29 protein-coding genes are annotated in these 26,663 nt (G+C 60.8%); 17 read left to right on the top strand and 12 right to left on the bottom strand.

Translation table 11 applies throughout. The annotated features are described in order from the left end of the window. Nucleotides 1–207: 207 nt before the first annotated feature. On the bottom strand, nt 208–1,422 hold the full coding sequence (gene purT, locus ACYVI2_RS08550; RefSeq protein ID WP_415822264.1) for a formate-dependent phosphoribosylglycinamide formyltransferase: 1,215 nt from the start codon (nt 1,420–1,422) through the stop codon (nt 208–210). A 111-nt stretch (nt 1,423–1,533) separates the two neighbouring features. Between purT and ACYVI2_RS08555 the strand changes: the two genes are divergently transcribed. From ACYVI2_RS08555 to hprK, 8 genes are all read left to right on the top strand, one after another. After that, nucleotides 1,534–2,523 carry a KpsF/GutQ family sugar-phosphate isomerase gene (locus ACYVI2_RS08555; protein ID WP_415822265.1) on the top strand — a complete coding sequence of 330 codons (990 nt, stop codon included), beginning with the start codon at nt 1,534–1,536 and terminating at the stop codon, nt 2,521–2,523. Further along, nucleotides 2,520–3,128: a KdsC family phosphatase gene (locus ACYVI2_RS08560; RefSeq protein ID WP_415822267.1), complete on the top strand. Its 609-nt coding sequence runs from the start codon at nt 2,520–2,522 to the stop codon at nt 3,126–3,128. The genes ACYVI2_RS08555 and ACYVI2_RS08560 overlap by 4 nt, the downstream gene beginning before the upstream one ends. Nucleotides 3,129–3,142: 14 nt before the next feature. Continuing rightward, a complete protein-coding gene (lptC, locus tag ACYVI2_RS08565; protein ID WP_415822269.1) occupies nt 3,143–3,754 on the top strand; it encodes an LPS export ABC transporter periplasmic protein LptC in 612 nt (203 codons plus the stop codon). 99 nt (nt 3,755–3,853) lie between these two features. Then, complete coding sequence (lptA, locus tag ACYVI2_RS08570) at nt 3,854–4,411, top strand: lipopolysaccharide transport periplasmic protein LptA (RefSeq protein ID WP_415822294.1); 558 nt, start codon at nt 3,854–3,856, stop codon at nt 4,409–4,411. A gap of 28 nt (nt 4,412–4,439) precedes the next feature. Then, nucleotides 4,440–5,231, top strand: coding sequence for an LPS export ABC transporter ATP-binding protein (lptB, locus tag ACYVI2_RS08575; RefSeq protein WP_415822270.1), 792 nt, complete (start codon nt 4,440–4,442; stop codon nt 5,229–5,231). 234 nt (nt 5,232–5,465) lie between these two features. Next, the gene (gene hpf, locus ACYVI2_RS08580) at nt 5,466–5,804 is read left to right on the top strand and encodes a ribosome hibernation-promoting factor, HPF/YfiA family (protein WP_094819663.1); all 339 of its coding nucleotides are present in this window, start codon (nt 5,466–5,468) and stop codon (nt 5,802–5,804) included. Between the two features lie 360 nt (nt 5,805–6,164). Continuing rightward, a complete protein-coding gene (locus ACYVI2_RS08585; protein WP_415822272.1) occupies nt 6,165–6,620 on the top strand; it encodes a PTS sugar transporter subunit IIA in 456 nt (151 codons plus the stop codon). A gap of 17 nt (nt 6,621–6,637) precedes the next feature. Further along, the gene (gene hprK / locus ACYVI2_RS08590; RefSeq protein ID WP_415822273.1) at nt 6,638–7,564 is read left to right on the top strand and encodes an HPr(Ser) kinase/phosphatase; all 927 of its coding nucleotides are present in this window, start codon (nt 6,638–6,640) and stop codon (nt 7,562–7,564) included. 11 nt (nt 7,565–7,575) lie between these two features. Here the strand turns inward: hprK and ACYVI2_RS08595 are convergent, their stop codons facing one another. Together ACYVI2_RS08595 and ACYVI2_RS08600 are read right to left on the bottom strand one after the other, a co-directional pair. Beyond that, complete coding sequence (locus tag ACYVI2_RS08595; protein ID WP_415822274.1) at nt 7,576–8,889, bottom strand: c-type cytochrome; 1,314 nt, start codon at nt 8,887–8,889, stop codon at nt 7,576–7,578. A 9-nt stretch (nt 8,890–8,898) separates the two neighbouring features. Next, nucleotides 8,899–9,588, bottom strand: a complete 690-nt coding sequence (locus tag ACYVI2_RS08600) for a c-type cytochrome (RefSeq protein WP_415822276.1) — start codon at nt 9,586–9,588, stop codon at nt 8,899–8,901. A gap of 259 nt (nt 9,589–9,847) precedes the next feature. On the opposite strand from ACYVI2_RS08600, the gene rapZ reads away from it, so the two are divergent. Further along, a complete protein-coding gene (gene rapZ, locus ACYVI2_RS08605) occupies nt 9,848–10,720 on the top strand; it encodes an RNase adapter RapZ (protein ID WP_415822277.1) in 873 nt (290 codons plus the stop codon). Next, nucleotides 10,717–11,733, top strand: coding sequence for a septal ring lytic transglycosylase RlpA family protein (locus ACYVI2_RS08610; protein WP_415822279.1), 1,017 nt, complete (start codon nt 10,717–10,719; stop codon nt 11,731–11,733). The genes rapZ and ACYVI2_RS08610 overlap by 4 nt, the downstream gene beginning before the upstream one ends. A 14-nt stretch (nt 11,734–11,747) precedes the next feature. Here the strand turns inward: ACYVI2_RS08610 and ACYVI2_RS08615 are convergent, their stop codons facing one another. Both ACYVI2_RS08615 and rsmI read right to left on the bottom strand, forming a co-directional pair. After that, nucleotides 11,748–12,335 carry a methylated-DNA--[protein]-cysteine S-methyltransferase gene (locus ACYVI2_RS08615; protein ID WP_415822280.1) on the bottom strand — a complete coding sequence of 196 codons (588 nt, stop codon included), beginning with the start codon at nt 12,333–12,335 and terminating at the stop codon, nt 11,748–11,750. Further along, nucleotides 12,332–13,270 carry a 16S rRNA (cytidine(1402)-2'-O)-methyltransferase gene (gene rsmI / locus ACYVI2_RS08620; RefSeq protein ID WP_415822281.1) on the bottom strand — a complete coding sequence of 313 codons (939 nt, stop codon included), beginning with the start codon at nt 13,268–13,270 and terminating at the stop codon, nt 12,332–12,334. Before rsmI ends, ACYVI2_RS08615 begins: the two co-directional genes overlap by 4 nt. Nucleotides 13,271–13,338: 68 nt before the next feature. Between rsmI and ACYVI2_RS08625 the strand changes: the two genes are divergently transcribed. From ACYVI2_RS08625 to ACYVI2_RS08640, 4 genes are all read left to right on the top strand, one after another. Further along, nucleotides 13,339–13,839 (top strand): YraN family protein, encoded by a 501-nt coding sequence (locus tag ACYVI2_RS08625; protein ID WP_415822283.1) that lies wholly within the window; start codon nt 13,339–13,341, stop codon nt 13,837–13,839. Nucleotides 13,840–14,020: 181 nt separating this feature from the next. After that, nucleotides 14,021–14,614 (top strand): phosphoheptose isomerase, encoded by a 594-nt coding sequence (locus ACYVI2_RS08630; protein WP_415808724.1) that lies wholly within the window; start codon nt 14,021–14,023, stop codon nt 14,612–14,614. Beyond that, nucleotides 14,611–15,351 carry a BON domain-containing protein gene (locus ACYVI2_RS08635; protein ID WP_415822295.1) on the top strand — a complete coding sequence of 247 codons (741 nt, stop codon included), beginning with the start codon at nt 14,611–14,613 and terminating at the stop codon, nt 15,349–15,351. Before ACYVI2_RS08630 ends, ACYVI2_RS08635 begins: the two co-directional genes overlap by 4 nt. A gap of 79 nt (nt 15,352–15,430) precedes the next feature. Then, a complete protein-coding gene (locus ACYVI2_RS08640) occupies nt 15,431–15,925 on the top strand; it encodes a peroxiredoxin family protein (protein ID WP_415822284.1) in 495 nt (164 codons plus the stop codon). 9 nt (nt 15,926–15,934) lie between these two features. Here the strand turns inward: ACYVI2_RS08640 and ACYVI2_RS08645 are convergent, their stop codons facing one another. The 6 genes from ACYVI2_RS08645 to ACYVI2_RS08670 all read right to left on the bottom strand — a co-directional run bounded on the left by ACYVI2_RS08645 (nt 15,935) and on the right by ACYVI2_RS08670 (nt 21,960). Next, nucleotides 15,935–16,720 (bottom strand): HpcH/HpaI aldolase family protein, encoded by a 786-nt coding sequence (locus tag ACYVI2_RS08645; RefSeq protein ID WP_415822285.1) that lies wholly within the window; start codon nt 16,718–16,720, stop codon nt 15,935–15,937. 28 nt (nt 16,721–16,748) lie between these two features. After that, nucleotides 16,749–17,693, bottom strand: a complete 945-nt coding sequence (locus ACYVI2_RS08650; protein ID WP_415822296.1) for a Bug family tripartite tricarboxylate transporter substrate binding protein — start codon at nt 17,691–17,693, stop codon at nt 16,749–16,751. A 163-nt stretch (nt 17,694–17,856) separates the two neighbouring features. Beyond that, nucleotides 17,857–18,888, bottom strand: a complete 1,032-nt coding sequence (locus tag ACYVI2_RS08655; protein WP_415822287.1) for a LacI family DNA-binding transcriptional regulator — start codon at nt 18,886–18,888, stop codon at nt 17,857–17,859. After that, a complete protein-coding gene (locus ACYVI2_RS08660) occupies nt 18,885–19,652 on the bottom strand; it encodes an SDR family NAD(P)-dependent oxidoreductase (protein ID WP_415822288.1) in 768 nt (255 codons plus the stop codon). Before ACYVI2_RS08660 ends, ACYVI2_RS08655 begins: the two co-directional genes overlap by 4 nt. Next, a complete protein-coding gene (hisD, locus tag ACYVI2_RS08665; RefSeq protein WP_415822289.1) occupies nt 19,649–20,974 on the bottom strand; it encodes a histidinol dehydrogenase in 1,326 nt (441 codons plus the stop codon). Before hisD ends, ACYVI2_RS08660 begins: the two co-directional genes overlap by 4 nt. A gap of 200 nt (nt 20,975–21,174) precedes the next feature. Further along, complete coding sequence (locus ACYVI2_RS08670) at nt 21,175–21,960, bottom strand: MetQ/NlpA family ABC transporter substrate-binding protein (protein ID WP_415822290.1); 786 nt, start codon at nt 21,958–21,960, stop codon at nt 21,175–21,177. A gap of 231 nt (nt 21,961–22,191) precedes the next feature. Here ACYVI2_RS08670 and argB point away from each other — a divergent pair, with 231 nt between their 5' ends. Genes argB through slmA form a run of 3 tightly spaced genes read left to right on the top strand, consistent with a single transcriptional unit; the run spans nt 22,192 to nt 24,461 of the window. Further along, nucleotides 22,192–23,094 carry an acetylglutamate kinase gene (gene argB, locus ACYVI2_RS08675; protein ID WP_415822291.1) on the top strand — a complete coding sequence of 301 codons (903 nt, stop codon included), beginning with the start codon at nt 22,192–22,194 and terminating at the stop codon, nt 23,092–23,094. Then, the gene (locus ACYVI2_RS08680; RefSeq protein WP_460490293.1) at nt 23,094–23,843 is read left to right on the top strand and encodes an HAD family hydrolase; all 750 of its coding nucleotides are present in this window, start codon (nt 23,094–23,096) and stop codon (nt 23,841–23,843) included. The genes argB and ACYVI2_RS08680 overlap by 1 nt, the downstream gene beginning before the upstream one ends. 45 nt (nt 23,844–23,888) lie before the next feature. Then, nucleotides 23,889–24,461 (top strand): nucleoid occlusion factor SlmA, encoded by a 573-nt coding sequence (gene slmA, locus ACYVI2_RS08685; protein WP_415822292.1) that lies wholly within the window; start codon nt 23,889–23,891, stop codon nt 24,459–24,461. Nucleotides 24,462–25,385: 924 nt separating this feature from the next. Here slmA and ACYVI2_RS08690 read toward each other — a convergent pair. Further along, nucleotides 25,386–26,552: a mandelate racemase/muconate lactonizing enzyme family protein gene (locus ACYVI2_RS08690; RefSeq protein WP_415818759.1), complete on the bottom strand. Its 1,167-nt coding sequence runs from the start codon at nt 26,550–26,552 to the stop codon at nt 25,386–25,388. Nucleotides 26,553–26,663 lie beyond the last annotated feature (111 nt).

Raw genomic sequence — 26,663 nt, forward strand, 5'->3', positions numbered from 1 at the left:
TGGGCCGAGTCGCGGCGATAGGCCCGGCGGGGCTTTTACACGCCGACCTCCTGCGCCAAAAGAACTCCACTCCACGCATGCCACAGACTACAACCGTGACGGAAAAAATGCCCCTACGGCTGCGCCTTCGTCTTGCAGCCCCCCTCCTGAGGAGACGCTTTCACCGTGGCAGGCATCGGTGCCACGGCATTATGCATGCAAACGGGGTCAGGCCTGGACGACCACCGTCGAAGACACGCGCTTGGCCTTTTCCCGAGCCGCATCCACGTCATCGGCAACCGCCAATGCCACGCCCATGCGACGTTTGACAAAAGACTCCGGCTTGCCGAATAGCCGCAGATCGGTACCCGGCTCGGCCAGCGCCTGGGCAACATTATGGAACGTCACTCCCTTGGTCTCGACACCTCCGTAAATGACGCTGCTGGCCCCGGGTTGACGCAGTGACGTATCGACCGGCAAACCCAGCAAGGCGCGCGCGTGCAGTTCGAATTCGCTTTGCACCTGCGAAATCATGGTTACCATCCCGGTGTCATGCGGCCGGGGGCTGACCTCGGAAAACCAGACCTCATCGCCCGCCACAAACAGCTCGACGCCAAAGACCCCCATGCCGCCCAGATCCCCTGTGATGGCGCGGGCGATGTCGCGGGCGCGCTCCAGCGCAGCCGGTGACATCGGATGCGGTTGCCAGCTCTCCACATAATCGCCGTCCACTTGATGATGGCCGATCGGATCGCAGAAATACGTTTCGATAGTGCCATCGGCGGCTCGCGCACGTACGGTCAGCAACGTGATTTCATAATCGAACTTGATGAACCCCTCGACAATGATCCGGCCCGCCCCGACACGCCCCCCTTCCTGGGAATACTGCCAGGCAGCGGCAATTTCGTCCGGCCCGTGAATCACCGACTGCCCCTTGCCCGACGAGGACATCACCGGCTTGACCACGCAGGGATAGCCGATACCGCCCTCGATGGCCTCGCGCAGCGCCGGCTCGGTGTCGACAAAGCGATAGGGCGAAGTCGGCAATTTCAGCGTTTCCGCCGCCAGGCGGCGGATGCCCTCGCGATTCATCGTCAGTTGCGCCGCCCGCGCAGTCGGGGTAACGCGCATAGCGCCAGCAGCCTCCAACGCCACCAACACATCGGTCGCAATCGCCTCGATCTCGGGTACCACCACATCGGGATGTTCTTGTTCAATCACGCGTCGCAAGGCCTCGGGATCCGTCATGGTGACCACATGTGCACGATGTGCGACCTGATGTCCCGGCGCATCGGCATAGCGATCGACAGCAATGACCTCGACACCAAGCCGCTGCAACGCAACGATGACTTCCTTGCCGAGTTCGCCGCTACCCAGCAGCATGACGCGGGTAGCCGAAGGGGACAAGGGCGTGCCCAGCACGGGCGCGGGAAACGAGGACATGATGAGAAACCTGTCTAAGTGAAAAAACGAGTAAAAACGAAATTTTGCCGCGCCAGCATGCCATAGCCCCCGACCGGCGGCAACTGACCATACTGCGATTAAAATCCGCTCATGACCGATCATCCCACCCTATCGCCTGACACGGCACTCAATTCGGCACGCCGCACGCTGCAAATCGAGGCCCAGGCCATCATCGACCTGTCCGCCCGGCTGGACGGCGACTTTACGCGCGTCGTGGAACTGCTCCTGGCCTGTCGCGGCCGGGTTGTCGTCAGCGGCATCGGCAAGACTGGCCATATCGCCCGCAAAATCGCCGCCACCTTCGCCTCGACCGGAACACCCGCGTTTTTTGTCCATGCGGCCGAGGCCATACACGGCGACCTGGGCATGATCACCCGCGATGACGTCCTGATCGCGGTGTCACACTCCGGCTCGGGCCAGGAATTGCTCACCATCCTGCCCGTTGCGCGCCGCATGGGCGCCCGCCTGGTCGCCATCACGGGCAACCCGGCGTCCGAATTGGCGCAATTGGCAGATCTGCACCTGGACACCAGCGTGGCCCAAGAGGCCTGCCCGCTGAATCTGGCCCCCACGGCCAGCACCACGACCGCCCTGGCTTTGGGCGACGCATTGGCTGTCGCCTGCCTGGAAGCTCGAGGTTTCGGCCCCGAGGACTTTGCCCGCTCGCATCCCGGCGGCACCCTGGGCCGCCGTTTGCTGACTCACGTACGCGACGTCATGCGCGATGGCGCAGCCCTGCCCCTGGTCGCGGAGGACGCCAAGCTGTTCACCGCCCTCGAAGAAATGTCCGCAAAAGGCATGGGCATGACCATCGTGTTAGATTCGTCGAGCAAACCGGTCGGAATCTTCACCGACGGCGACTTGCGTCGCCTCATCGAACGCCATGGCGACATCCGCAATCTGACCGTCGCCCAAGGCATGACCCGGATGCCGCGCAGCATAGGCCCCGATGCGCTGGCCGTCGATGCCGCCCGCCTGATGGACGAGCAGCGGCTCAACCAGATGCTGGTTGTCGACGCCGATGGGGCCTTGCTGGGCGCTTTGCATATGCACGATCTGATGGCAGCCAAGGTAGTATGAACATGAATATCCCTCGCTCTTCGCCTCACCCCGCCGAAGCCCTGGTGCTGGCCCGCATTGCGCCAGCCGTGCGTGAACGCGCCGCCGCCGTGCGCTTGATGGTCTTTGACGTGGACGGCGTACTGACCGACGGCAGCCTGTACTACGGCGAAAACGGCGAAGCACTCAAACGTTTCAATACCCTGGACGGCCATGGCCTGCGCCTGCTCACCGAGGGTGGCCTGAAAATCGCGCTCGTTACCGGCCGTTCGGGCCCTATCGTGAGCCGTCGCGCAGCCGAGCTCGGCATTGCCGATGTCATGCAAGGTATCCGCGACAAAGCCGCTGCCCTGACAGAACTTGCCCAGCGGCATGCCGTCGCGCTCAACCAGACCGGGTTCATGGGCGATGACATCATCGACCTCCCGGCCATGCAGCGCGCCGGCTTTGCCGCCAGCGTGCCCAACGCCCCCGGCTATATCACTCAGGCAGCGCATTGGGTCGCCTCGCAGCCCGGCGGCAGCGGTGCCGTACGCGAATGCTGCGACCTGCTGCTGGCCTCGCAGGGCCGGCTCGGACCCTTCATGATGGCGCCGGGCCTGCTGGGCGCGGGCGCCATCCAATAACTCATCGGCCAGGCATGAAAGAGCGACTTCCCGCACTGATAGCATTATTGTTGTTGATTGCACTGGTGGCCTGCACCTGGTGGGCCGCCGACTACGCGCAACGCGCCATTCCCGTCGATCCCCCACGCCGCCTGACGCACGAAATGGACTCCTGGGCACGCGATTTTGTCATGCTGCGCACGAATCCCGAGGGCAAACCCATTAATCGCATGGAAGGCAAATACGCCGAACACTTTCCCGACGACGATTCGTACCATGTCACCGCCCCGCGTGCGGTTGGCCAGCAGGAGGCCAACCCCATCACTGTCGGCACGGCCAATACCGCCGTCATGGAAAAGGGCGGCGAACGCATCGTCATGAACGGCCAGGCCCACTTGCACCGTCAGCAGGATGCTCAAAACGATGCACTTGACGTACGCAGCGAACAGCTCATCATCTTGCCTGATGAGGATGTCATTTATACCGATCTGCCTGCCGTCGTCCTCAAAGGCAATTCGCGCATGAGCGGCACTGGCATGCACTACAACAACAAGACCCGGCAACTCCAGGTCTCCGCGTCGACCGACGTCGAGATTTCCGGTTCCGAAACACGTGGCCGTACTCGAAACGGCGCCAACCAGAACTGACCCATGACAGACAGAACTTCTCCCCATGTCACGCCCTCGGCTTGCCGCCACCGCGTGGCACGCGCCGGCGCCTTGCTCCTGACAACGCTGTTGGTGGGCATGGGCGGCATCGCTCACGCGCAACAGCAAGGCGATTCGGCCGAAGACCCCAGCACCCTGATTTTGTCGGACACGCTGCACTATGACGATCTCAAGCGCCAAAGCGTGTTCACGGGTAATGTGGTGCTCACGCGCGGGCTCATGAAACTGACAGCCGACAAGCTCGAGGTCAATGAGGACGAGGCGGGCAACCAGCACGGTACAGCCATTGCGAACAAGGGCAAAATCGTCACGATCCGCCAAGAGCGTCCCGAGACCTTTGACGTCATCGAAGGCACGGGCCTGCGCGCCGAATACGACAGCAACAAAAGTCAGTTCGACCTGATAGGCCAGGCCGTGGTGATCCGCTATATCTGCGGCAAACAGTTCGACACGATCCGCGGCGAACGGGTACGCTACAACGAAAAAACCGGCGTTTACCAAGCGCAAGGTGGCGCCAACTCTTCTGCCCCTGGAGGCCGCGTGCGCTCAGTCGTCGAGCCGCGCTCCAAGGCCGATGCGGCAGTGGCCGAATGCCGTGCCAAGGGCAACAAAAAGGCCAAACAAACTAATGGCTAATTCTTCTTCGTCTCTCAGTACCGCTGCAATGACTGATCCTCGCACCCCGTCTCCGTCGCCCGCCACTGCAGGAGTCAAGCAAGGCAGCCTGCGGGCCACGGGCCTGCGCAAGGTCTACAACGGCCGCACCGTCGTGCAAGACGTCTCGCTATCCGTCGTCAGCGGCGAAGTGGTGGGTCTGCTGGGTCCCAACGGCGCCGGCAAGACGACCAGTTTCTACATGATCGTCGGTCTGGTACCTGCCGACTCAGGCCGTATCGAAATCGATGGCTCGCCCATCACCTCCATGCCGATTCACAAGCGGGCTCGCATGGGGTTGTCGTACTTGCCTCAGGACGCATCGGTATTCCGGCGCCTGACGGTCGAACAAAACATCCGGGCGGTTCTGGAATTACAAATCACTGCAGAGGGCAAAACCCTCGCCGAACCGCAAATCAAAGAACAGCTCGAAACGCTGCTCGACGAACTGCAGATCGGTCACATCCGCGGCAGCGCTGCCATTTCCTTGTCCGGTGGCGAGCGCCGCCGTGTAGAGATCGCGCGCGCCCTGGCCACGCGGCCGCGTTTCATTCTGCTGGATGAGCCTTTTGCGGGGGTCGATCCGATCGCCGTGATCGAGATTCAGCGCATCGTTCGTTTTCTGAAAGGCCGCGGGATCGGCGTTCTGATCACTGATCACAACGTACGTGAAACGCTGGGTATTTGCGACCGCGCCTACATCATCAGCGAGGGCAAAGTCCTCACCGACGGCCAACCTGACGAAATCGTGGGCGACCCTGCAGTACGCCGCGTTTACCTGGGTGAGCATTTCCGGATGTAAGCAAAATAATTGCTGCGAACCCGACTTGTTTTACCCGACAGAGTCTATACACTAGTACTAACAGAGTTCCATTTCATCTTTCCTACAGGAGACCCTTTTATTCACTTTCCCGCGCGATAAGCGCACCTGTAATGCCCTCGCCGCACCTTCGGCTTGCTGCTCCCCCGAGGGAGCGCGTTTGCCCACGGACGGCCTGACGGCAAACTTCTCTTTGATATAGAAGGAGAGCGCACTATGAACCTGAGCATCTGCGGTCGTCATCTCGACGTCACCCCGGCCATCCGGGAATATGTCATGAACAAACTGGCGCGAGTGCTGCGGCATTTCGATCACGTGATCGATACCCAGGTTATGCTCTCAGTAGAGCCCCTGCGGCATAGAGCCGAAATCACGATGAGACTGCGTGGCAAAGACATCCATTGCGAAGCCGTGGATGAAAACCTCTATGCAGCGATCGACCTTCTGGCCGACAAGATCGACCGTCAAGTCCTGAAACACAAAGACAAGGTGCAAAGCCATACGGCTGAATCCGTCAAAAGACAGACGGACTTTAGCGCGCCGCCTTCCCCATGAGGCCTCTGTAGCACGACGGGCCCGCTTATAAAGCGACCTAGCCCAATCCCAGATCCGCTCGACGGATCATGCTGACACCGGTGTCCCGCAGGATGAGAGATCCCGCCGGGGCATCGGCAAGTTACTCCCCCTCCCCCCTCGAAAGCCCTCGTCACCGGTTTATTCCCCGGACTCGACTCGTCCCCCTTTTCATTCTTGCCCCGAACCGACTATGCTTTCGGATTCAAACAGGCGAGCGACCGCAGCGACTTTGCCGCCGGGCCGCCCCCAAGGCAAAAAGCTCCCCTCGGAGGGCAGCAAGCCGAGGGCGCAGCGTGGAGGCTTTTTTGCACTGCGGCATAAAACCCTATAATGACCCGCATGAATCATTTGTCGCGCATCCTACCCGCCGGCAACGTTGTGCTCGATATGGCCGTTACCAGCAAGAAACGAGCATTCGAGCAGGCCGGGCTACTCTTTGAAAACCATCACGGTCTGGCCCGAACAGTCGTGTTCGACAGCCTGTTTGCCCGCGAACGCCTGGGGTCTACCGCCCTGGGCCAGGGCGTGGCCGTGCCTCATGGCCGCGTCAAGGGGCTGGAGACGCCGTTGGCCGCTTTCGTGCGGCTGGCTCAGCCTATTCCGTTCGATGCCCCCGACGGCGAACCGGTCGCCATGCTGATGTGTCTGCTCGTGCCTGAAACGGCGACTCAACAGCATCTGGACATTCTGGCCGAGTTAGCCCAGCTCATGTCCAACAAAGCCCTGCGCGAGGCCTTGGCCACGGAAACCGATCCGGCCGAAGTCCACCGCATGCTGACCACCGGCCAACGCTGATATCGCGGGACAAAGCCATGCTGACGGTGCAGGAACTGATCGACGACAACGTCGGTGATATTCCCCTCAACTGGATCGCGGGCCAAAATGCGGCCCAACGGGCGATTCCTGACGATGGCATGGCGGCCGCCGACCTGGTCGGCCACCTGAACCTCATCCACCCCTCCCGCGTCCAGGTCTTTGGCCAAGAGGAAATCGCCTACTACCAGCGCATCGACCGGCGCCGCCGCACCCATCTCATGGACGAGCTCTTGCTCGGTGGCGTGCCGGCCATTTTGCTGGCCGATGGCCTGACGCCAACGCAGGATCTGATCGACCAATGCGAACAGCATCAGGTCCCCCTGCTATCGACGCCGGTCGCCGCCGCTCAACTGATCGATCTGCTGCGCATCTACCTCAGCAAAAAACTCGCACCCACGACCACCGTACATGGAGTCTTCATGGACGTGCTGGGCCTGGGGGTGCTCATCACCGGCGAGTCGGGGCTGGGCAAAAGCGAATTGGCGCTGGAATTGATCTCTCGCGGACACGGCCTGGTCGCCGATGATGCCGTGGAGTTTTCGCGTATTGCGCCGAACATGATCGAGGGCCATTGCCCGCCTCTGCTGCAAAACATGCTCGAGGTACGCGGACTCGGATTGCTGGATATCCGCACCATTTTTGGCGAGACCTCCGTTCGCCGCAAAATGCGCCTGAAGCTCATCGTGCATTTGGTGCGTGCGACTGCTCAAGACAAATTCGAGCGCCTGCCCTTGCAAGACATCACGCAGGACATGCTGGGCCTGCCCGTGCGCAAAGTTATGCTGCAAGTGGCTGCCGGCCGCAATCTGGCCGTGCTGGTCGAGGCCGCCGTGCGCAATACCATCCTGAAACTGCGCGGCATCGACACGCTGGGCGAGTTCATGGAACGCCAGGCCATGGCGATCCTGCAAAGCAGCAAGTAAACGCACTCAGCTCAACGCGAGGCATCCCGCACACGCTTGACCTCGAACGCCGTCACCGCGCTGGCCCGGTTGTCCCAACTGAATCGGATAAACGAGACCAGCGCGGCAATATCAGTGTCCCCCAGGACCTGACCAAAGGGCGGCATGCCATGTGGCCGCGGGTTAGCTGCCGTCGCCGGCGCAAAGGCGCCATCCAGCACCAGACGAATCGCATTGACCGGTGACGGCGCAGTCACCGTGGGGTTACCCGCTAATGGCGGCCAGGCCAGGCCACTGCCTTGGCCCTGCTCTTGATGGCATTGTGCGCAATACTGGGCATACAACTTTCCGCCACGGTCCATGACCGCGGTCGAGGGCTGAGCGGCCACGTCGGACTGGCCATTGGACACGGGACCGCTTTGCGCGACCGGCAAGGACTTCAGATACGTCCCCATGGCTAAAGCGTCGTCCTCGCTCAGATATTGCGAACTGCCCAGCACCACTTCGGCCATGGGCCCGCTGGCTGTCGAGTGCGGCGCCATTCCTGTGCGCAATAACGTTGCGATGTCTTGGGCGTCCCATTTTCCCAACCCCCTCACCGGGTCGGCGGTCAGCGCAGGGGCATACCAATCCAACCCCGCGATCATGCCTCCGGCCAACCCGTCTGCAGCCTGCGTCGCCCCCAGGCTGTTGCGCGGCGCATGGCATGCGGCGCAGTGTCCCAACCCCTCGACCAGATAGCGGCCACGATTCCATTGAACAGATTGCCCCTCGTCCACCGGCAACACGCCTGGCTCGAAATACAAAGCGCGCCAAAATGCCAACAAGCCCCTTTGATCGTAGGGGAATTTCAGCTCATGGGCTCGACTGGGCTGGCTGGAAGGCGCCACTGTGCGCAAGAACGCGAACAAAGCGTCCGAATCCGCACGCGACACCCGGGTGTATTCCGTATAAGGAAAGGCGGGATACAACAGGCTCCCGTCCTTGGACTTGCCGTTGTGCAGGGCTTGCCAAAAATCGTCAGCAGTCCAACCGCCAATACCGGCTTGCGAGTCTGGCGTAATGTTCGGACCATACAAGGTGCCGAACGGCGTGGGAATGGGCGTGCCGCCTGCGTAGGCTTGGCCGCCAGGCACCGTATGACACCCCATACAGTTACCGAGCCTGGCCAGGTAGCGCCCCTGCTCAACCAGCTGTTGTCCCTCGGCAGTCCCTCCCGCGCCGGCCTGCACAACGGCCGGACTCGGCGCCGTGTCATCACGGGTACCCATCCAGTACAAGACACCCACGGCTGCCAGGCACGCCACGAACAAAGTCAGCAGACCATATTGAATAATGCGTTTCATGCCGGCCCCTCAGCGTTGCGCCTGACTGCCACATTCGGCAGGCAAGGTCGCGGCCCCTGCGGGGTCGGGTTGGTATGGCTCGACTACCGGACGCGAGGACAACCATGCCGACAGTGCACCAATATCCTCCGGGGTGAGTTTCTGGGCGACGTCGGCCATGCAATCCGGTACGGCCGCGCGACGCAGTCCGTTTTTCCAGCCGCCGATCTGCGCCCCGATATAGTCACGCGGCAAGCCCAGCAGACCAGGAATCGCGGGCGAATGCCCGCTGAGCGCCGCACCATGACAGGCAACGCACGCAGGCAGTCCGCGAGCGGGATCTCCCTGCATGGCCAGCACGCGGCCGTGCTCCAACATGTCGGCCGACACTGCCGGCCGAACAGGAGGCGGATACGGCACATGCTGGTCCGCAAAATAGGCGGCAATTTCGCGCAAATAATCGTCCGGCAATCCCGCCAGCAAGTGGGTCATGGGCCGATATAGCCTTAAACCGTCACGAAAATTCAACAACTGATGGTAAAGATAATCGCTGGGCTTGCCGGCCAACCGGGGGTAATAGCCATCGGCTCCTGCTTTGCCCTGCTCGCCGTGACACGCGGTACAGGCAGCGACGCGCGCCCGCATGGTGTCCGGCTGCAAAATGTCTTTGTCCGGCGCGGTAGATTGCGCTGAGACCGGCGACAGGACGCTTATCGCCATCAGAGCCAGGCCGAACGCCCAGCGCAAAGACCATCCAACTCGATACCTACAGGAGAATGCTGACATGGAAGATGCTGACATTGATTGCTGCGAAGGAAATAAATCAGGACAATGAACGGCCGGCACGACATGGCGGCCTCATCTTACGCTGCCAAGTCCGATAGGTACAGGAAGCTCGTACGGTTCCCGCGGGCTACTGACTACATCACAACGCATCCCGTACGGAACGGGTAGCCAAAATCATGCAACAATCAGGGTCATGTTAAGAGTCGTCCTCATTACCGGAATATCTGGCTCAGGCAAGTCGGTGGCATTGCGCATGCTCGAAGACACCGGCTACACCTGCATTGACAATCTGCCGGTGCGCTTCTTAAGCGAGTTCATCTCCAGCGCGCGCGATGAAAATCTGGAGCGGGTCGCTATTGCCATCGACGTCCGTTCGCCCGGAGAGCTGGCGGAGCTGCCTGACGTGGTCACCGCGCTGCGCGCCATGGGCACGTCGTTGCGTGTCATTTTCCTGGATGCCAACACACAGACACTGGTCCAGCGTTATTCCGAGTCTCGCCGCCGCCACCCGCTGACAGACCGTCTGTCGCGGGGCGGTCAAGCCCCCACGCTGCTCGATGCGATCTCGCTCGAGCGTGATCTGCTGGCGCCCTTGCGCGAGCAGGAGCATGTCATTGACACCTCGGGCCTGACGCCAGGCCAACTGCGTTCGTGGATCGCCGATCTGATTCAGGACGATCGGCCGCCGCTGGTGCTGACGTTCGAGTCTTTTGCTTATAAACGCGGCGTGCCCAACGATGCTGACCTGGTATTTGATGCACGCTGTTTGCCCAATCCCTACTATGACCGCAATTTGCGCCCCCTGACGGGCCGCGACGAACCGGTCGCCACGTGGCTGGCGAGCTTTGACGTTGTCGGACAGATGATCGACGACATTACGGGCTATTTGCGGCGCTGGTTGCCGCAGTACACGCAAGATACACGCAATTATCTGACGGTCGCGGTCGGTTGCACCGGTGGCCAACACCGTTCAGTCTACGTCGTCGAGCAGTTGGCCAAACGCTTTGCCGACCACGACCCATTGTTGATACGCCACCGCGCCCAGTTACCGGACGAACACACGTGATCCGCACCCGCCAACTCCTGACACCCCTTGTGGTCAGCCTGGCCGTGATCATCGCAGGCTGTTCGTCCACGGGCACCCGGAAGGCCGGTGGGTATTACAAAGACGATGGGCCTGGTAGAGATGTGCCTGCTGAAGTCGACACGACGCCGGATGCGATCCCGCGTATCGAGCCGCTGGCCAGCGGGGCCAACCGTCCGTACACCGTGTTGGGCAAACGCTATGTGCCGATCACGAATCCCGACCAGCCCTACAAGGCGCGCGGTGTGGCTTCCTGGTATGGCAAGAAGTTTCACGGCAACAGCACCTCGATTGGCGAGTCTTATGACATGTACGCGATGACGGCGGCGCATCCCACGATGCCGCTGCCCAGTTATGCGCGCGTGACCAGCAGCGTCAATGGCCGCACGATCATCGTCCGGGTCAATGATCGAGGCCCGTTTCATCGCGGCCGCATCATGGATCTGTCGTATACCGCGGCGCATAAGCTGGGCTTGATCGGCGGCGGCAGCGGCGAGGTGACGGTGGAACGCATTCTGCCCGAAGAGATCCGTCTGGCGCAGTCGCGGGGGACGGTGGTGACAGCTAATGGCGAGGCGGCGCCTACCGCCGGAACAGAGGCGGTCACGCCCACACCGCTGCCGGCGTCGACACTGACGATGACGGAATTGGAGCCCACGCCAGTGGCGTCGATGACGACTGCCGCTCCTGCGCCTGCAGGGGCAGGAGCCGCTATTGCGAGCGCAGCCAATACGCCGATGCCGGCTGCGGCTCCGACCGCAGGGGTTTATCTGCAAATGGGCGCTTTCAGTCAGCCTGCGAATGCGCAGGCGCTGGTGCGGCGGGTCAATAGTCAGTTGGATTCTTCGGCAGGGAATGTCCCCGCGGTCGTGCAGCAGAATGGCTCGTTGTATCGGGTACGGTTGGGGCCTTATACCGATCGGGCTACGGCGTTGAATGTCGCGCAGCAGGTGGCGGACCGGACGGGGATTTTGCCTAGTTTGGCGACTTATTGAGGTTGATTACGGCATCACCAGGGCAAGTCTAGCTGCCCGTTGTCTACACGGCGCACGCGGGGATGGTGGCCCAGGTAGCGGTGGCCCTCATGTTTGAGCAGGGCTTGTTTGCGTTCCAGGCCGCCGCCGAATCCGGTGAGCGAGGTGTCGCGGCCGATGATGCGGTGACAGGGAATAAAGATCGAGATCGGGTTGCGGCCGATGGCCTGGGCGGCGGCGCGGACAGATTTGGGCTTGCCGATGGACAACGCGAGATCGCTATAGCTGTTGGTCGTGCCAAAAGGAAGCGCCAATAAGGCTTGCCAGACGGCCTGTTGGAACGGCGTACCCTGCGGGGCAAGCAGCACGTCGAATTCGCGGCGTTCGCCCGCAAACCACTCGGCCAGCTCTGTTTGGGCTTGGCAAAGTATCGGGTGTTCGGCGTGCTTTTGCCATGTGTCCGAGTAGGCCGGCAGGTCCCATTGGTCCAGAAACCAGGCGCCGCTCAATGCGGGGAAATCATCGTTGGCACTGGACAGTGATGCTGCGGCGAGGCGCATTGGGCCCAAGGGTGTCTCGGTGTCCAGATAAATCACGCGCTGTTCGGCAGTAGGGAGTTTCATGCGTCTGCCTTGCGAGCTAATGCCAGCGCGTACAAGACGTCTCGCGGCTGGCCGGTGACTTTTGCGGCGACCTTTGCGGTGTCGCGCACGGATAATGTCTCGAGCAGAGCGTCGAGTAATACGAGGGTCGCAGGATCGTCGGGGCCGGACTCGTCATGTCCGGAGGACGGTGCCGCGTGTACGATCAATACGAATTCGCCTTGGGCCCGGTGAGAGTCTTCGGCAAACCAGTCGGCGGCTTGCGCCAGTGGCAGGGTGACGATCTGCTCGAAACGCTTGGTCAATTCGCGAGCGATCGTCAGTTCCCGCTGTCCGCCGCATACTTCGAGCAAATCAGCCAGCATGGCCGTCAGCCGATGTGGCGACTCGAACATCACTACCGGAGCAGGCAAGGCGCACCACGAGCGCAGCCAACGCTGCCGCGCGACGGCCTTGTGCGGCGCAAAGCCCGCGAAGGCATAGGCAGGATTTTCATCGGAGGTCACGCCGCTGCCCATCAGGGCCGTGATAACAGCACTGGGTCCGGGCACGGGCACCACGGCATAGCCCGCGGCACGCACAGCACGCACCACGCGCGCACCTGGGTCGCTGACCGCGGGAGCTCCCGCATCGGAGATGAGCGCGACCCGTTGGCCCTGCTCCAGACGGTGGCAAATGTCCTGAGCGGCAGCGGCCTCGTTATGGCGATGGGCTGCCATCAGCGGCGTGGAGATTCCCCAGGCGTCCAGCAAACTGCGGCTGGAACGCGTGTCTTCGGCGGCGATCACATCCGCCTGCGCCAGAGCTTGCCAGGCGCGCAGTCCCAAGTCACCCAGGTTGCCGATCGGGGTGGCCACGACGTACAAGGCGGCCTCGGGCCAGTATTGGCCAGTCACGCGCTCGGCCATGCGGCTCCAGGCATCGCCTGCCTGCGCCAATGGGACATTTTGATTCATTCGGGACACCACCAAACAGCAAAGTATGTCAGTGTAGCCGCCCCGACACGACGAGGGCATCCGACCCCATGCCTGATCCTTTTCTGGATATTGCCTATGCTCGCGCCCAGCAGGCGCAGCAGCGTCAGCTCAAGCGGCGTCGTGCCGCCGCCCGGCGAGCGGCTCGAGCGCCCACACCAGACGGCGATTTTGAGCGCGAACCATCGGTATCCCCAACGCAACGCGTGGGCGCTGCACATGAAGACCGGGCGTTGCAACGGCTCATTGATGCTGGGCTGATTCCTTTAGCGCGAAATCTCCAGTGCCGCGCCGGCGAAATCGACCTCGTCATGCGGGACGGCGACATGCTGGTCTTTGTGGAGGTCCGCGCCCGGGCCAGTAATCGCTACGGCGGCGCCGCGGCCAGCGTCGGCCCCGAGAAACGCGCGCGCCTCATTCGCAGTGCAACATTGCTGCTGCCCGGTCTGGCACGCCGATACTGGCAGGGCCGTACCCCGGTCGCCCGCTTTGACGTGGTCGCCTTTGACGGCGATGAGATTGAATGGCTGCGGGCGGCATTCAGCCTGTGAAAGGCGGATAGTTTTGGTGACACATGTATCTCTCCTGCAAACGCCAAATGTGCCTCGCCCAATCGCCCTGAGTTTGCCGGTCTGCTCGCCCAGGCCAATACCGACGTGACACATCGTGAGCCCACCCCGCTGCCCCTAGGCGCGTCCGCCGCGCCCTCTGCGACCATGAGATAATGCGCGCATGGATATGACCTCTAGAATGACGTCGCACTTTCGCGACGCCATGGCTGCCTGTGAAGAAAGCATGCACGCGCTATCGGCCCCGTTGGCCAGCGCGGTCGATATGCTATTTGCCGCGCTGGCCAACAATGGCAAGATTCTGGCTTGCGGCAATGGCGGCTCGGCGGCAGACGCCCAGCATTTCATTGCTGAGCTGGTCGGCCGCTTCGAACGCGAGCGGCTGCCGCTGGCAGGCATCGCCCTGAACACCGATACCGCCATTCTGACCGCTGTCGGCAACGATTACGGCTTTGAGGAAATCTACGAACGCCAAGTCAGCGCGCTCGGGCAACCGGGTGACGTGCTGGTCGCGATTTCCACCAGTGGCAATTCCGCCAACGTGATCCGTGCCATGGAGGCCGCTCACGACCGCGAAATGACCATTATCGTCCTGACAGGCAAGGGCGGCGGGGTCATGAGTGAACTATTGACCGAACACGACGTCAATTTATGTGTGCCTCATGACCGCACCATGCGCATCCAGGAGATTCACTCCCTGCTGTTGCATGCGCTCTGTGACGGTATCGATGCCTTACTTCTCGGAGACACCGAATAATGTTGGACACTCAAAAGGTTGCTCGCCCCCTGCTTCTGGCAGCCATGATCGCCACTGCGGCGGTTTCCCTCTCGGCCTGCGCTCCACTGATCGTGGGCGGCGCAGCGGCCACGACGGCGGTCGTCATCACGGACCGGCGCACCTCTGGCGCTCAGCTCGAGGACAAAAACATCGAGTTCAAGGCCGAAAAGCAGATCGGCGACAAGCTGGGCAGCGCTGCCCGGGTCAATGCGCTCTCATACAACAATGTGCTGCTGCTGACGGGCGACGTCCCCTCTGCAGAGGCCAAGACCCAGGCCACGTCCATTGCCCAGAGCATCCAGCACGTCAAGAAAGTGGTCAATCAGCTCAATATCGGGCCCGCTGCGCCGTTCAGCACCCGCTCCAACGACACCTGGCTGACGTCCAAAGTCAAAACCCAGCTGATCAACACCAAGTATGTACCGTCTGCCACGATTGACATCACGACAGATCGTGGCGTGGTGTACATGATGGGTCTGGTCACCGAAGCCGAAGGCGACTACGCCGCCAACGCCGCCTCGACCGTCAGCGGTGTGACCAAAGTCGTGAAGATCTTCGAAACGATCAGCCGCGAAGAAGCCATGCGCCTGTCCGGGCAGAGCGACTCCAAATCGAGCACTACGTCGTCATCCAGCACCTCGTCGCAAACCAAAGCGCCCATCGAATCCGGCAGTGGCAACGCCACCAACGGTGTCGAGCTCATGCCGATCAAATAGGCCTGCAGATTAATCCGGCCGCCTTGCGGCTACGCCCTTTTCTCCCCGGAATGAATGCCGCGGTTTCTCGAGGCACAAGATGAAGAAAATCGTTCTCTCCCTGGCCGTCCTGGTGGCGGCTGGCATCGGCGCCTGGTTCGTGTGGCGCCCTGCCCCGACCGCGCCCGATGTCGCCTTCACAACGATCGAAGGCAAGACATTCAGCATGCAAGACCTGCGCGGCAAGGTCGTGCTGGTGAAATTCTGGGCCACGAGTTGCGTCACCTGCGTCAAGCAAATGCCGGGCGCCATCGAGACGTACAAGAAATACGCCCCCAAAGGCTATGAGGCTGTGGCCGTGGCCATGAGCTACGACCCGCCCAATTACGTGTTGAATTACGCCGAAACGCGCAAGCTGCCCTTCCCCGTGACGCTGGACACCAAAGGGGAGCTTGCGCGCGCTTTTGGCGACGTCAAGCTCACCCCCACGGCCTTCCTGATCGACAAGGAAGGCCACATCATCAAACGCTATCTCGGCGACTACGATATGGCGGAATTTCACGCCACACTGGAAAAAGCGCTGGCGACTGGCTGATCGCAGCGATCAGTATCGCAACTGGGCCTCTTTGCCACCCGAGGCCGCCTGAGCCAGCGCCTTGGTAATGATGCTGGTCGACACATTGGCGAAATACCGGGCTCCCAAAGCGCCGTACTTTTCCTCATCGGCGGGTGTCAGTGCGATGATGCCCGGACATTTCCCTGCCGTGGCAATCGCCTTCAGGCCCCGCTCGATGGCCTGTTGCACAGGTGCGGCATTCCAATCGCTGCCGTGTCCCATGGCATGGGCCAGATCGTTTGGCCCGATAAATACCGCGTCCACGCCATCTACCGCGGCGATCTCTCCTGCGACGGCAATGGCCTCTGGGGTTTCAATCATGGCAATGAATCCTATGCCATCGTTGCTGCGCTGCGTGTGCCCGGCCCCGCCAAATGCGCCGTAGCCTGCAGCGCGCGTACTGAATGCGCTGCCGCGCCGGCCCACCGGCGGGTAGTGAATCATGTCCGCCAGACGCTGAGCCTGCGCCACGCTCTCGACCATGGGTACCTGCACCGCACTGGCTCCCATATCCAGAATGCGCGGCAAGTCCGGCTCAAAGCAGCGCACGATGGGCACGATGCCGGTAGCGCGCGCCGCGCGCAGCATGTGTTCCGTCACCCCGAAATCCGCACTGCCGTGCTCGTTGTCCAGAATGATGAAATCAAAGCCCGCATAGGCGCACATCTCAACGATGGCCGGACTGGGCAGGCCGTTGAATAGACCTCGCAGAGGCTTGCCACTGCGCAGCATGTCGGGTAACCGCCCGTCCAAGGGATAACGTGCATCAGTCATTACTGTCTCCGAATACAGCGACGTGTGATCAATCGGCCTGAATACCTGCATCCTTGATCACTTTGCCCCATTTTTCAATCTCACTGCGCTGGAATTGCGAAAATGCAGCCGAATCCCGGCCGTCGGGCGCGACGCCCAGCGTCATCAGTTTGGCATGCACTTGCGGTGTCTTCACAATTTCCGCTATCTCGCGCGCCAACCGGTCTACGACGGGCGCGGGCGTGCCTGCAGGTGCGAAGATACCCTGCCAGGACTGCATTTCAAAGCCGGGCAGCCCGAGTTCGGCCAACGGTTTGACCCCAGGCAAATCCGCCAAGGGCTGCGCTGAGGTAACGCCCAACACCTTGACGCGTTTCGCATCGATCATGGGACGTGCTGCGGCGACGGTCTCAAACACCATATCGATTTGCCCGCCGATCAAATCCACCATGGCCTGCGACCCGCCCTTGTAGATGATCTGACGCAGGCGAGTGTCCGAGATGGACTGGAACAACTGGCCAGATAAATGCTGCGAAGTCCCTGCGCCCGCGGTGCCGTAAGTCAGACTGTCTGGCTGTGCACGCGCAGCATCGATGATCTGCTGTACCGAGTTGAAAGGACTGTCGGCGCGCACCACCAAGGCGTTGCTGACCATACCCACCAGCGCAACCGGCGTAAAATCCTTCACCGGATCATAGCCGGGCGACTTGATGAAAAACGGATTGACGGCATGTGTCGTAATAGTGCCGCCGACCACGGTGTAGCCATCCGGCTCGGCACGGGCCGCCTGTTGCGTACCGACCAGCCCTGACACACCTGGTTTGTTCTCGACAATCACCGACTGCCCCAGCCGCGCACTCAATTGTTCAGCCATCAATCTGGCCACGCCATCAGATACCCCGCCTGGCGAGAACGGCACAATGTATCGAATGCTTTTGGTAGGCCAGGCGGCGTCATTCGCTTGGGCCTGAGCCATCGGAACAACGCTCCCCATGGCGGCTACAGCAATCAAGGTGCGAATGAAAAAGCCCCCGCGTTGCGCCTTCGGCTTGCTGCTCCCCAAGCGAGCGTTTGTGTTTTGGGACGGTCCGGTAACAAAAAAACGACTGATCATGTTGTCTCCTGCAAATCATTGTCGGCGTGCTCAATACACGCCGTTAAAGGTTGTTGTCTTTCGGTTTCGATCTGACGGTCGCGCGCTCTATGAGGTCACAAGGCACCACCACGTCACGCGGCCGCAATTCGGCCTGCATCTGTTCACGCAGCAGATTGACGGTGGCATCGACCATGGGTTCGACCTGTTGTCGCACGGTGGTCAATTGATACGCTCCCCAAGCCGCCTGCGGGACATCGTCAAACCCGACCACAGCGACGTCCTCGGGAATACGCAGACCGAACTCCTGGCGCAGCACGTCCAAGGCGGCAATGGCCATGTGATCATTGCCCACGAACAAGGCATCGGGACGAGCATCGTCCGCAAACATGCGACGCACCGCGGCCTGCGCGAGGTCAAAGTTGTAATGCCCCACCTCGCGGCAACTGACATCGTGTCCCAGTTGCCGCAACGTATCGCGATAGCCGCGCTCCCGCTCAATGCTGGTTGACGAATCCTCCAGCCCGGCGAGATAGCCGAAGCGACGATATCCACGTTCGACCAGCAACCGCGCGACCTTGGCACCGCCCGCATAATTGTCCGAGGTCACCGAGCTGCTGGCATGCCGAGCCAGCCCACCCAGAATGGACACCCGGTTGAACTGCACCACCGGCACCCCGACCTCAGCGCAACTCTGCGCGACGTTAGACGACAGCATGGCCGAGGCCATCACGATGCCATCGACTTGATATTGCAGAATTTCCGCCAACACGCCGTCCGCGGCCTCATCGACCTCGGCAATGAACATCAAGACGTGATAGCCCTCTTTCTGCAATTTCTGCGAAAGCTTTTCGATCACCAATGGATAAAACTGGTTTTCGAGATAGCTCATCACCAGCGCCACGATACGGCTGCGGCGCGTAATCAGACTGCGTGCCAGGGCATTGGGCCGATAGCCCAGCCTCTGCGCCGCGGCCAGCACCTTGCGCCGCGTTTCCTCTGACACGCTGGCCCCGGGGGTAAAGGTGCGGCTCACCGCGGACTGGGACACTTGCGCCAGATCCGCGACATCCTGGGCACGAGGTGCAGTTTTCATGCGGCTGTCCATCCGGCATCCAACATCAACGCACTGCCTGTCATCAGACTGGACGCGTCACTGGCCAGAAAGACGATTGCTCCCATCACCTCTTCCAGCCGGCCGACACGTCCCAATGCGTTACGCGCACAGATCCAATCCCGAAAACCGGGCTCCTGCAGCATGCCTGCGGTCATCGGCGTTTCAATGAACGTCGGACATACCGTGTTCACACGGATATTCGCGCCACCCAGCTCCCACGCCAGCGCACGCGTCATCCCTTCCAGCGCATGTTTACTGGCGCAGTACAAGGTCCGGCGCGGGCTCCCCACATGTCCCATCTGCGATGAGACATTGATGATCGACCCCGCCAGCCCTGCTTTCAATAAGCGGCGCGCGACTGCACGGCTGGTATAAAAGGCAGCCTTTACATTGAGATCGAGCACGGCGTCGATGTCCTCGACGGATTGTTCGACCAAAGGCTTGGGGCGATTCATCCCGGCGTTGTTCACCAGGATATCGAAGGGCTCACCCTGTTCGACGGCATGGTCCACCGCAGCAGCGTCCGTCACGTCCAGCACCAAGGGTGCGCAGGCGATGCCCTCGGCGTGCAGCGCCTCACACACCTGCATCAACTCGGGCTCACGCCGCGCCGCCACCGTCACGTGCGCACCGGCGCGGCCGAGCGCGGCGGCGGCCGCCAACCCGATCCCGCCGCTGCCACCGGTCACCAATGCACGACGCCCGTCCAAGCGAAAATCGGGGCCTTTAGGCAAAGCAATCATGCGCTCGCCTCGGCGTCGACCGGTTGATACCACGGCAAATCGGGACGATTACCATAGCGGCGCACGCGGATGTTGGCCTGCTCGCCGTGTCCGGCGAAATTTTCCATATGGCACAAGCGTGAGCAATACGCCCCCATGGCTGCGCTGGCCTCGTCCGTCAACACGCGTTGATAGGTGCAGGTTTTCAGGAACTTGCCTACCCACAAGCCGCCCGTATAACGCGCATTGCGATTGGTCGGCAGCGTGTGATTGGTGCCGATCACTTTGTCGCCAAAACTCACATTGGTGCGCGGGCCGAGGAACAGCGCGCCGTAATTGGTCATGTTGTTAAGGAAATAGTCCGGATCCCGTGTCATGACCTGCACGTGCTCGGAAGCAATCTCATCAGCGACCTGCAGCATCTCTTCATAACTGTCGCAGACGATGACCTCGCCACAATCCGCCCATGAGACCGTAGCAATGCCCGCCGTTGGCAGAATCGCCAATTGACGCTCAATTTCGGCCAGCGTGTCGCGTGCCAGTTGCTCGCTGTTTGTCAGCAACACCGCCGGCGAGGTCGGTCCGTGTTCCGCCTGACCCAGCAGATCAACGGCACACAATTCGCCATCAACGCTGTCATCGGCAATCACCAGGGTTTCCGTAGGGCCCGCAAACAGATCGATGCCTACACGGCCATACAGTTGGCGCTTGGCCTCGGCCACAAACATATTGCCGGGCCCGACCAGCATATCCACAGGTGCCACACTCGGTGTCCCGACCGCCATGGCCACCACCGCCTGCACACCGCCCAGCACCAGGATCTCGTCCGCACCAGCCATGTCCATGGCCGTCACGATGGCGGGATGCGGCTGACCTTGATAGGGCGGCGCCGTCGACACGATGCGTTTTACGCCTGCGACCTTTGCAGTCAGCACGCTCATGTGCGCCGAAGCGAGCAGCGGATACTTGCCGCCGGGGATATAACATCCGACGGCATTCATCGGCACATGCTTGTGGCCCAGCACCACTCCCGGATACGTTTCAACCTCAACCTCGCGCATGGAGTCGCGCTGTATCTGAGCGAAATTGCGCACCTGCGTTTGCGCGAACGCGATGTCCTCGATTTCCCGATCGGACAGCTGCTTGCGGGCCGCCTCGATTTCGGCACGCGACAAGCGGAAATCCGCGGGATCCCATTGGTCGAACTTGCGGCTGTACTCCCGTACCGCCTCATCGCCACGCGCCTCGATGTCTCGGATGATGCCTTCGACAGTCGCTCGGACTTTGGCGTCGTCATCCGTTTTTACGGCAGCGGTCCTGCCACGCTTCAAATAGCGAATCATGTTTGCATCCCTGCAAAGGTCAGTGAATCCATAAAGTGGCTGCACTTTCGACGCCTTGCATACGTATGCAAATAAGGGAAAACCCGCAATCTAAGACCATAACAACACAAAAAAAACCGAACCGGAATCCCGGTTCGGTTTTTTACCGCTGAGCCATTCCAAGCTCACCCCGAGGGATGAGCCCAGCTCTCAGATCTGGCTTAAAACGCCGGCACCACCGCGCCCTTGTATTTTTCCTCGATGAATTTCTTCACTGCGGGAGTGTGCAACGCATTGACCAGTTTCTTGATGGCCGGGGCGTCCTTGTTGTCTTCGCGAGTGGCCACGATATTCGCGTAGGGCGAATCCGCCCCCTCGATAAACAGGGCATCCTTGGTCGGCACCAGGCCGGCTTCCAGCGCGTAATTGGTATTGATCAGCGCCAGCGCCACATCATCCAGCGCGCGCGGCAAAATGGCCGCCTCGAGTTCGCGGAACTGCAATTTTTTGGGATTTTCGGCAATATCCAGCGGAGTCGCCGTGATATTGGTCGGATCTTTCAGCTTGATCACCCCTTGTTTTTGCAGCAGCAACAAGGCGCGGCCGCTGTTGGACGGGTCATTGGGGATCGCCACCGTCGCGCCCGAGGGCAAATCAGCCACCGATTTCAGCTTGCGCGAGTAACCGCCAAAGGGCTCGACGTGCACCAGGCCAACTGCCACGAGCTTCGCACCGCGATCCTTGTTAAAGGTATCCAGATATGGCTGATGCTGGAAAAAATTGGCGTCCAACTCTTTATCAGCCAACTGCAGATTGGGCTGCACATAGTCGCTGAACACCTTGATGTCCAATTCCACGCCTTCTTTGGCCAGCTCGGGTTTGACGACCTCCAGAATCTCGGCGTGCGGCACCTGTGTCGCACCCACCACCAGCTTTTCAGCATGAGCGGCGCCAGCCAGGAAAAATGCAGAGGCCACCAGGGCCGTCCGGACAAAGGGGAAGCGCATAAATAACCTCGTAAAGTAAACAATCACTGGCCTCGTGAGCCGTGGCCGTTGCAAAAACGCCCTCAATTTACCTGAATAGCGGTTATTTGTCGGGCATAACAACATAGGTTTTGGATATATGACATACGCGCGGTCTACAATCTGCCGTATGCTTGCCCTGGCAGCGCCGATCTCTACGCGCCGGCGCAGGCATTTTCATTTTTTCTGACCTTTTGACTGAGTTTTTCTGCCATGACCGACACCCCCGATCCTGCCGTCGTTTCGTCGCCTGCTCTAAAGGCGGCTGTTCTTTCCGAAGCGCTGCCGTATATACGACGATTCCATGGCAAGACCATCGTGGTGAAGTACGGCGGCAACGCCATGACCGAAGAGCGCCTGCAACGCAGCTTCGCCCACGATGTGGTGCTGCTCAAGCTGGTCGGCCTGAACCCTGTCGTCGTGCACGGCGGCGGCCCGCAAATCGACGATGCCCTGCGCCGCGTCGGTAAACAAGGCACTTTCATCCAAGGCATGCGTGTCACCGACGCCGAGACGATGGAAGTCGTCGAATGGGTGCTGGGCGGCCAGGTCCAACAAGACATCGTCATGATGATCAACGAAGCAGGCGGCAAAGCCGTCGGTCTGACCGGTAAAGACGGCATGTTGATCCAGGCCAAAAAGAAGCTGATGGCCAACAAGGAAAACCCCGCCGAGCCGCTGGACATCGGTTTTGTCGGCGACATCACGCAGGTCGAGCCCGCGGTGGTCAAGGCCCTGCAGGACGATCAGTTCATTCCGGTGATTTCGCCCATTGGCTACGGCGAGGACGGTACCGCCTACAACATCAATGCAGATGTGGTGGCGGGCAAAATGGCCGAGGTCCTGGGTGCAGAAAAACTGCTGATGATGACCAACACCCCGGGCGTGCTGGACAAGGCCGGCAAACTGCTGCGCACCTTGTCGGCCCAGACCATCGACGAGTTGTTCGCCGACGGCACCATCTCTGGCGGCATGCTGCCCAAGATTTCGTCATCGCTGGATGCCGCGAAAAATGGCGTGAATTCCGTCCACATCGTCGATGGCCGGGTACCCCACTGCCTGTTGTTGGAGATCCTGACCAACGAAGGCGTCGGCACCATGATCAGCTCGCATTGATGCGAGCACAGCGCTATCTGTTGCGGCCCGCGGCGCGTCAGCGCCGCTCGCGCCGCATGGCCACGGGCGTGTCCGAACGCCTGTGGTTGTTCGACCTGGACAACACGCTGCACGATTGCTCACACGCCATCTTTCCGCGTATCGATCATGGCATGACCCGAGCGGTCGCCGAATCGCTCAATGTCGATATCGACACGGCCAATCAATTGCGCTCGAAATATTGGCGGCGCTATGGGGCGACCGTCATTGGTATGGTGCGCCATCACGGCATCGATCCCCATGCGTTCCTGCGCCTGAGTCATGACTTTGAGGTGGGTCCGTTGATCCGTGCGGAGACGGGTCTGGCGGGCAAGCTGCGTCAGTTGCCTGGCCGCAAGGTCCTGCTCACCAACGCGCCCTTTCACTACGCGCGCGACGTGCTGAGGCACTTGGGTATCTTGCGGCATTTCGACAGCATGTGGGCCATTGAGCACATGCGTTTGCATGGCGAGTTTCGTCCCAAGCCGTCTGCCGCCTTGCTACGGTATGTCCTGGCACACGAGGGTGTGCCCGCGGCACGAGCGGTCCTGGTCGAAGACACATTGCCCAATCTGCGTGGCGCTCGCCAGGTCGGATTGCGAACCGTCCATGTCTATCACACGGGCACGCCTTTCGCCCGCCGCAACAGTCAACGTCCGAGCTATGTCGACTTGCGGGTAAACTCGGTCAGTGATTTACTGCTCCGTCGCCGTCCGCTGCGAGTGGTTTAGCGGGCATTCATTCTTTTCCTTGATTCAGACCAACTGTAGTCAGCCATGGCCAGCAAACCCGGCGAGCGCAAGACCCAGATCCTGCAAACCCTGGCAGAAATGCTAGAGCAACCGCACGCGGCGCGTATCACTACGGCCGCATTGGCGGCGCGCATGCAGGTATCCGAAGCGGCGTTGTATCGACATTTTGCGAGCAAGGCGCAGATGTTCGAAGGACTGATCGAGTTCATCGAGGTCAGCCTGTTTACGCTGGTCAATCAGATCGCCGCCGCCGAGCCGCATGGTGTGGGACAGGCGCGCAAGACGGTGTCGATGCTGCTGGCGTTTTCAGAACGCAATAAGGGCATGACGCGCGTGCTGACGGGGGATGCGCTGGTGACTGAGGATAATCGGCTGCAGGAGCGGATCAATCACATCAATGATCGGATTGAGGCATCGCTGAAGCAGTCGCTGCGCGTTGCGGTGACTAATGGGGATCTACCGGTTGATACGGATATCAGTGCTCGGGCTAGTTTGCTGACGCATCTCGTATTGGGGAGGTGGTTGCGGTATGCGCAGAGTGGGTGGAGGGTGGTGCCTACTGGCCATTTGGATGAGCATTTGAGGGTGATGTTGTAGGGGGTGTGGCGGTTTTAGTGCTATTGGCGTCGATGCGGGGCAGTGGCCGCGTGGGGGCTTCACGTTGGCGGTCCGGCGCGCGGGCGCCGGACACCGCGTTCGTTCGTCTCGTCCGCGCCTTCGCGCTCCCTTCGACATCCACTCCGCTCGCCAACGAGGCGCCCCCACGCGGCCACTGCCCCGCATCGACTCGCAGTAACTCAAACTCATCACATCGCTGGCACGGCTTTCTTGCTTGGCATTTTTCTGAATCAGCCTGGGTGAAGAGAAGAATCTTGCAGGGCTGCGATGAGCGGGTGCCCTGCACACCCGCTCATCGCGTTCGGGATCTGCATGCACAGTCTGTGGCACCGTTGCCAAACAAAAGATCTCTCGAGTCACATTGACGTAATGCCACGCATGGCACTCGTTGTAGCGCCATCATGGTGAGCGCAAATCACGTCCGCAGCGATGAACTCTGACCCAGAGTACAAGCATGCCATGGATACGCCGCCGGAAAAAGTGCCCTACGCATCATCGCCGCAAGCCTCACTCGCGGCCAAGCAGATCCTCCAACCAGGCACCACGCCAACCCCGCCGCATGCCCGGACCGATCGCTTGAGGTGGGCGCGCAGGGCGCGCGCCGAAAGCAGCACCGCAAGATCTTCTTCTTTGCCAACGCGGCTGCGAAAAAACGCCAAGCACGAGAGCCGTGCCGGCGATGCAGAGAATTCTAGTTGCCGCTAGTCGAGCCGAGGCAATCGGCCCGGCCGGGCGCCTCAAAGTCGAGTGGAGCGGACGCTGAAGGTAGGCCCGTAGGGGCCGGACGAAGCGAGCGAACACGATGTCCGGCGCCCGCGCGCCGGACCGACTTTGTGAAGCCCGGCCGGGCCGATTGCCTCGGCTCGACGACCAAAAGAACTCCCTCCTTCGCACAATACACCTTTACTCCGCCAACGCCTTCATCTCCGCATACAAATCCGCCTTCCCCTCAAACCCAATCCCCGGCAATTCCGGCAACGTCACGATACTATCCTTGACCTGCACCCCATCCGGAAACCCCCCATAGGGTTGGAACAAATCCGGATAAGACTCATTGCCCCCCAGTCCAAGCCCCGCCGCGATAGCAAGCGACATTTGATGACCACCGTGGGGAATGCAACGCGAAGCCGACCAGCCGTTTTCTTTCAGCATATCCAACGTGCGCAGATACTCCACCAGCCCGTAGCTCAAGGCGCAGTCGAATTGCAGCCAATCACGGTCTGGGCGCATGCCACCATAGCGGATGAGGTTGCGCGCGTCCTGCATGGAGAACAGGTTTTCGCCTGTGGCCATCGGCCCTGCATAATGATTCGCCAGCTCAGCCTGTAATGCATAGTCCAGCGGATCGCCAGCCTCTTCGTACCAGAACAGATCGTATTGAGACAGCGCCTTGGCATATTCCACCGCCGTCTTTAAATCGAATCGACCGTTGGCATCCACCGCCAGACGCTGACCTGGTCCCAGCAGTTTCAATACCGCCTCGATTCGCTCGCAATCCTCGGCCAATGATGCCCCGCCGATTTTCTTTTTCACCACGGAATAACCGCGATCCAGATAGCTTTGCATTTCGCGGCGCAGCCCGTCCAAACCCTGCCCCGGCCAGTAATAGCCTCCGGCCGCGTAAACGAAGACGTCGCGATTCGGCGTGCCATTGCCATAGCGCTCGGCCAGTAGTTGATAGAGGGGCTTGCCTTCGATTTTGGCGACAGCATCCCAGACTGCCATATCGATGGTGCCCACCGCCACCGAACGCTCGCCGTGACCGCCAGGTTTCTCGTTGGTCATCAACGTGGCCCAGATTTTGTGGGCATCCAGATTGTCGCGCTCATCGTCGAGCAGACTGGCTGGGTCGGCTTGCAATACGCGTGGCGCGAAACGCTCGCGGATCAGGCCGCCTTGGCCATAGCGTCCGTTGGAATTGAATCCATAACCAATCACCGGCTTGCCATCCCGAATAACATCGGTCACGACCGCAACCAGGCTGAGCGTCATCTTCGAAAAATCGATGTAGGCGTTGCGAATATTGGATTTAATCGGACGAGTCGATTCACGGATGTCGACGATCTTCATGAGCTGGTCTCCGGTCATTGATGAGATATGGTTCGCGCCGATGTCCCGGCGATCGATGCGGCGTATTATCGAGGTCGTGCGGCGAGCTTGCCCAATGCTGTTTTTTTCTGT

This window comes from Bordetella tumbae (genome assembly GCF_054780995.1).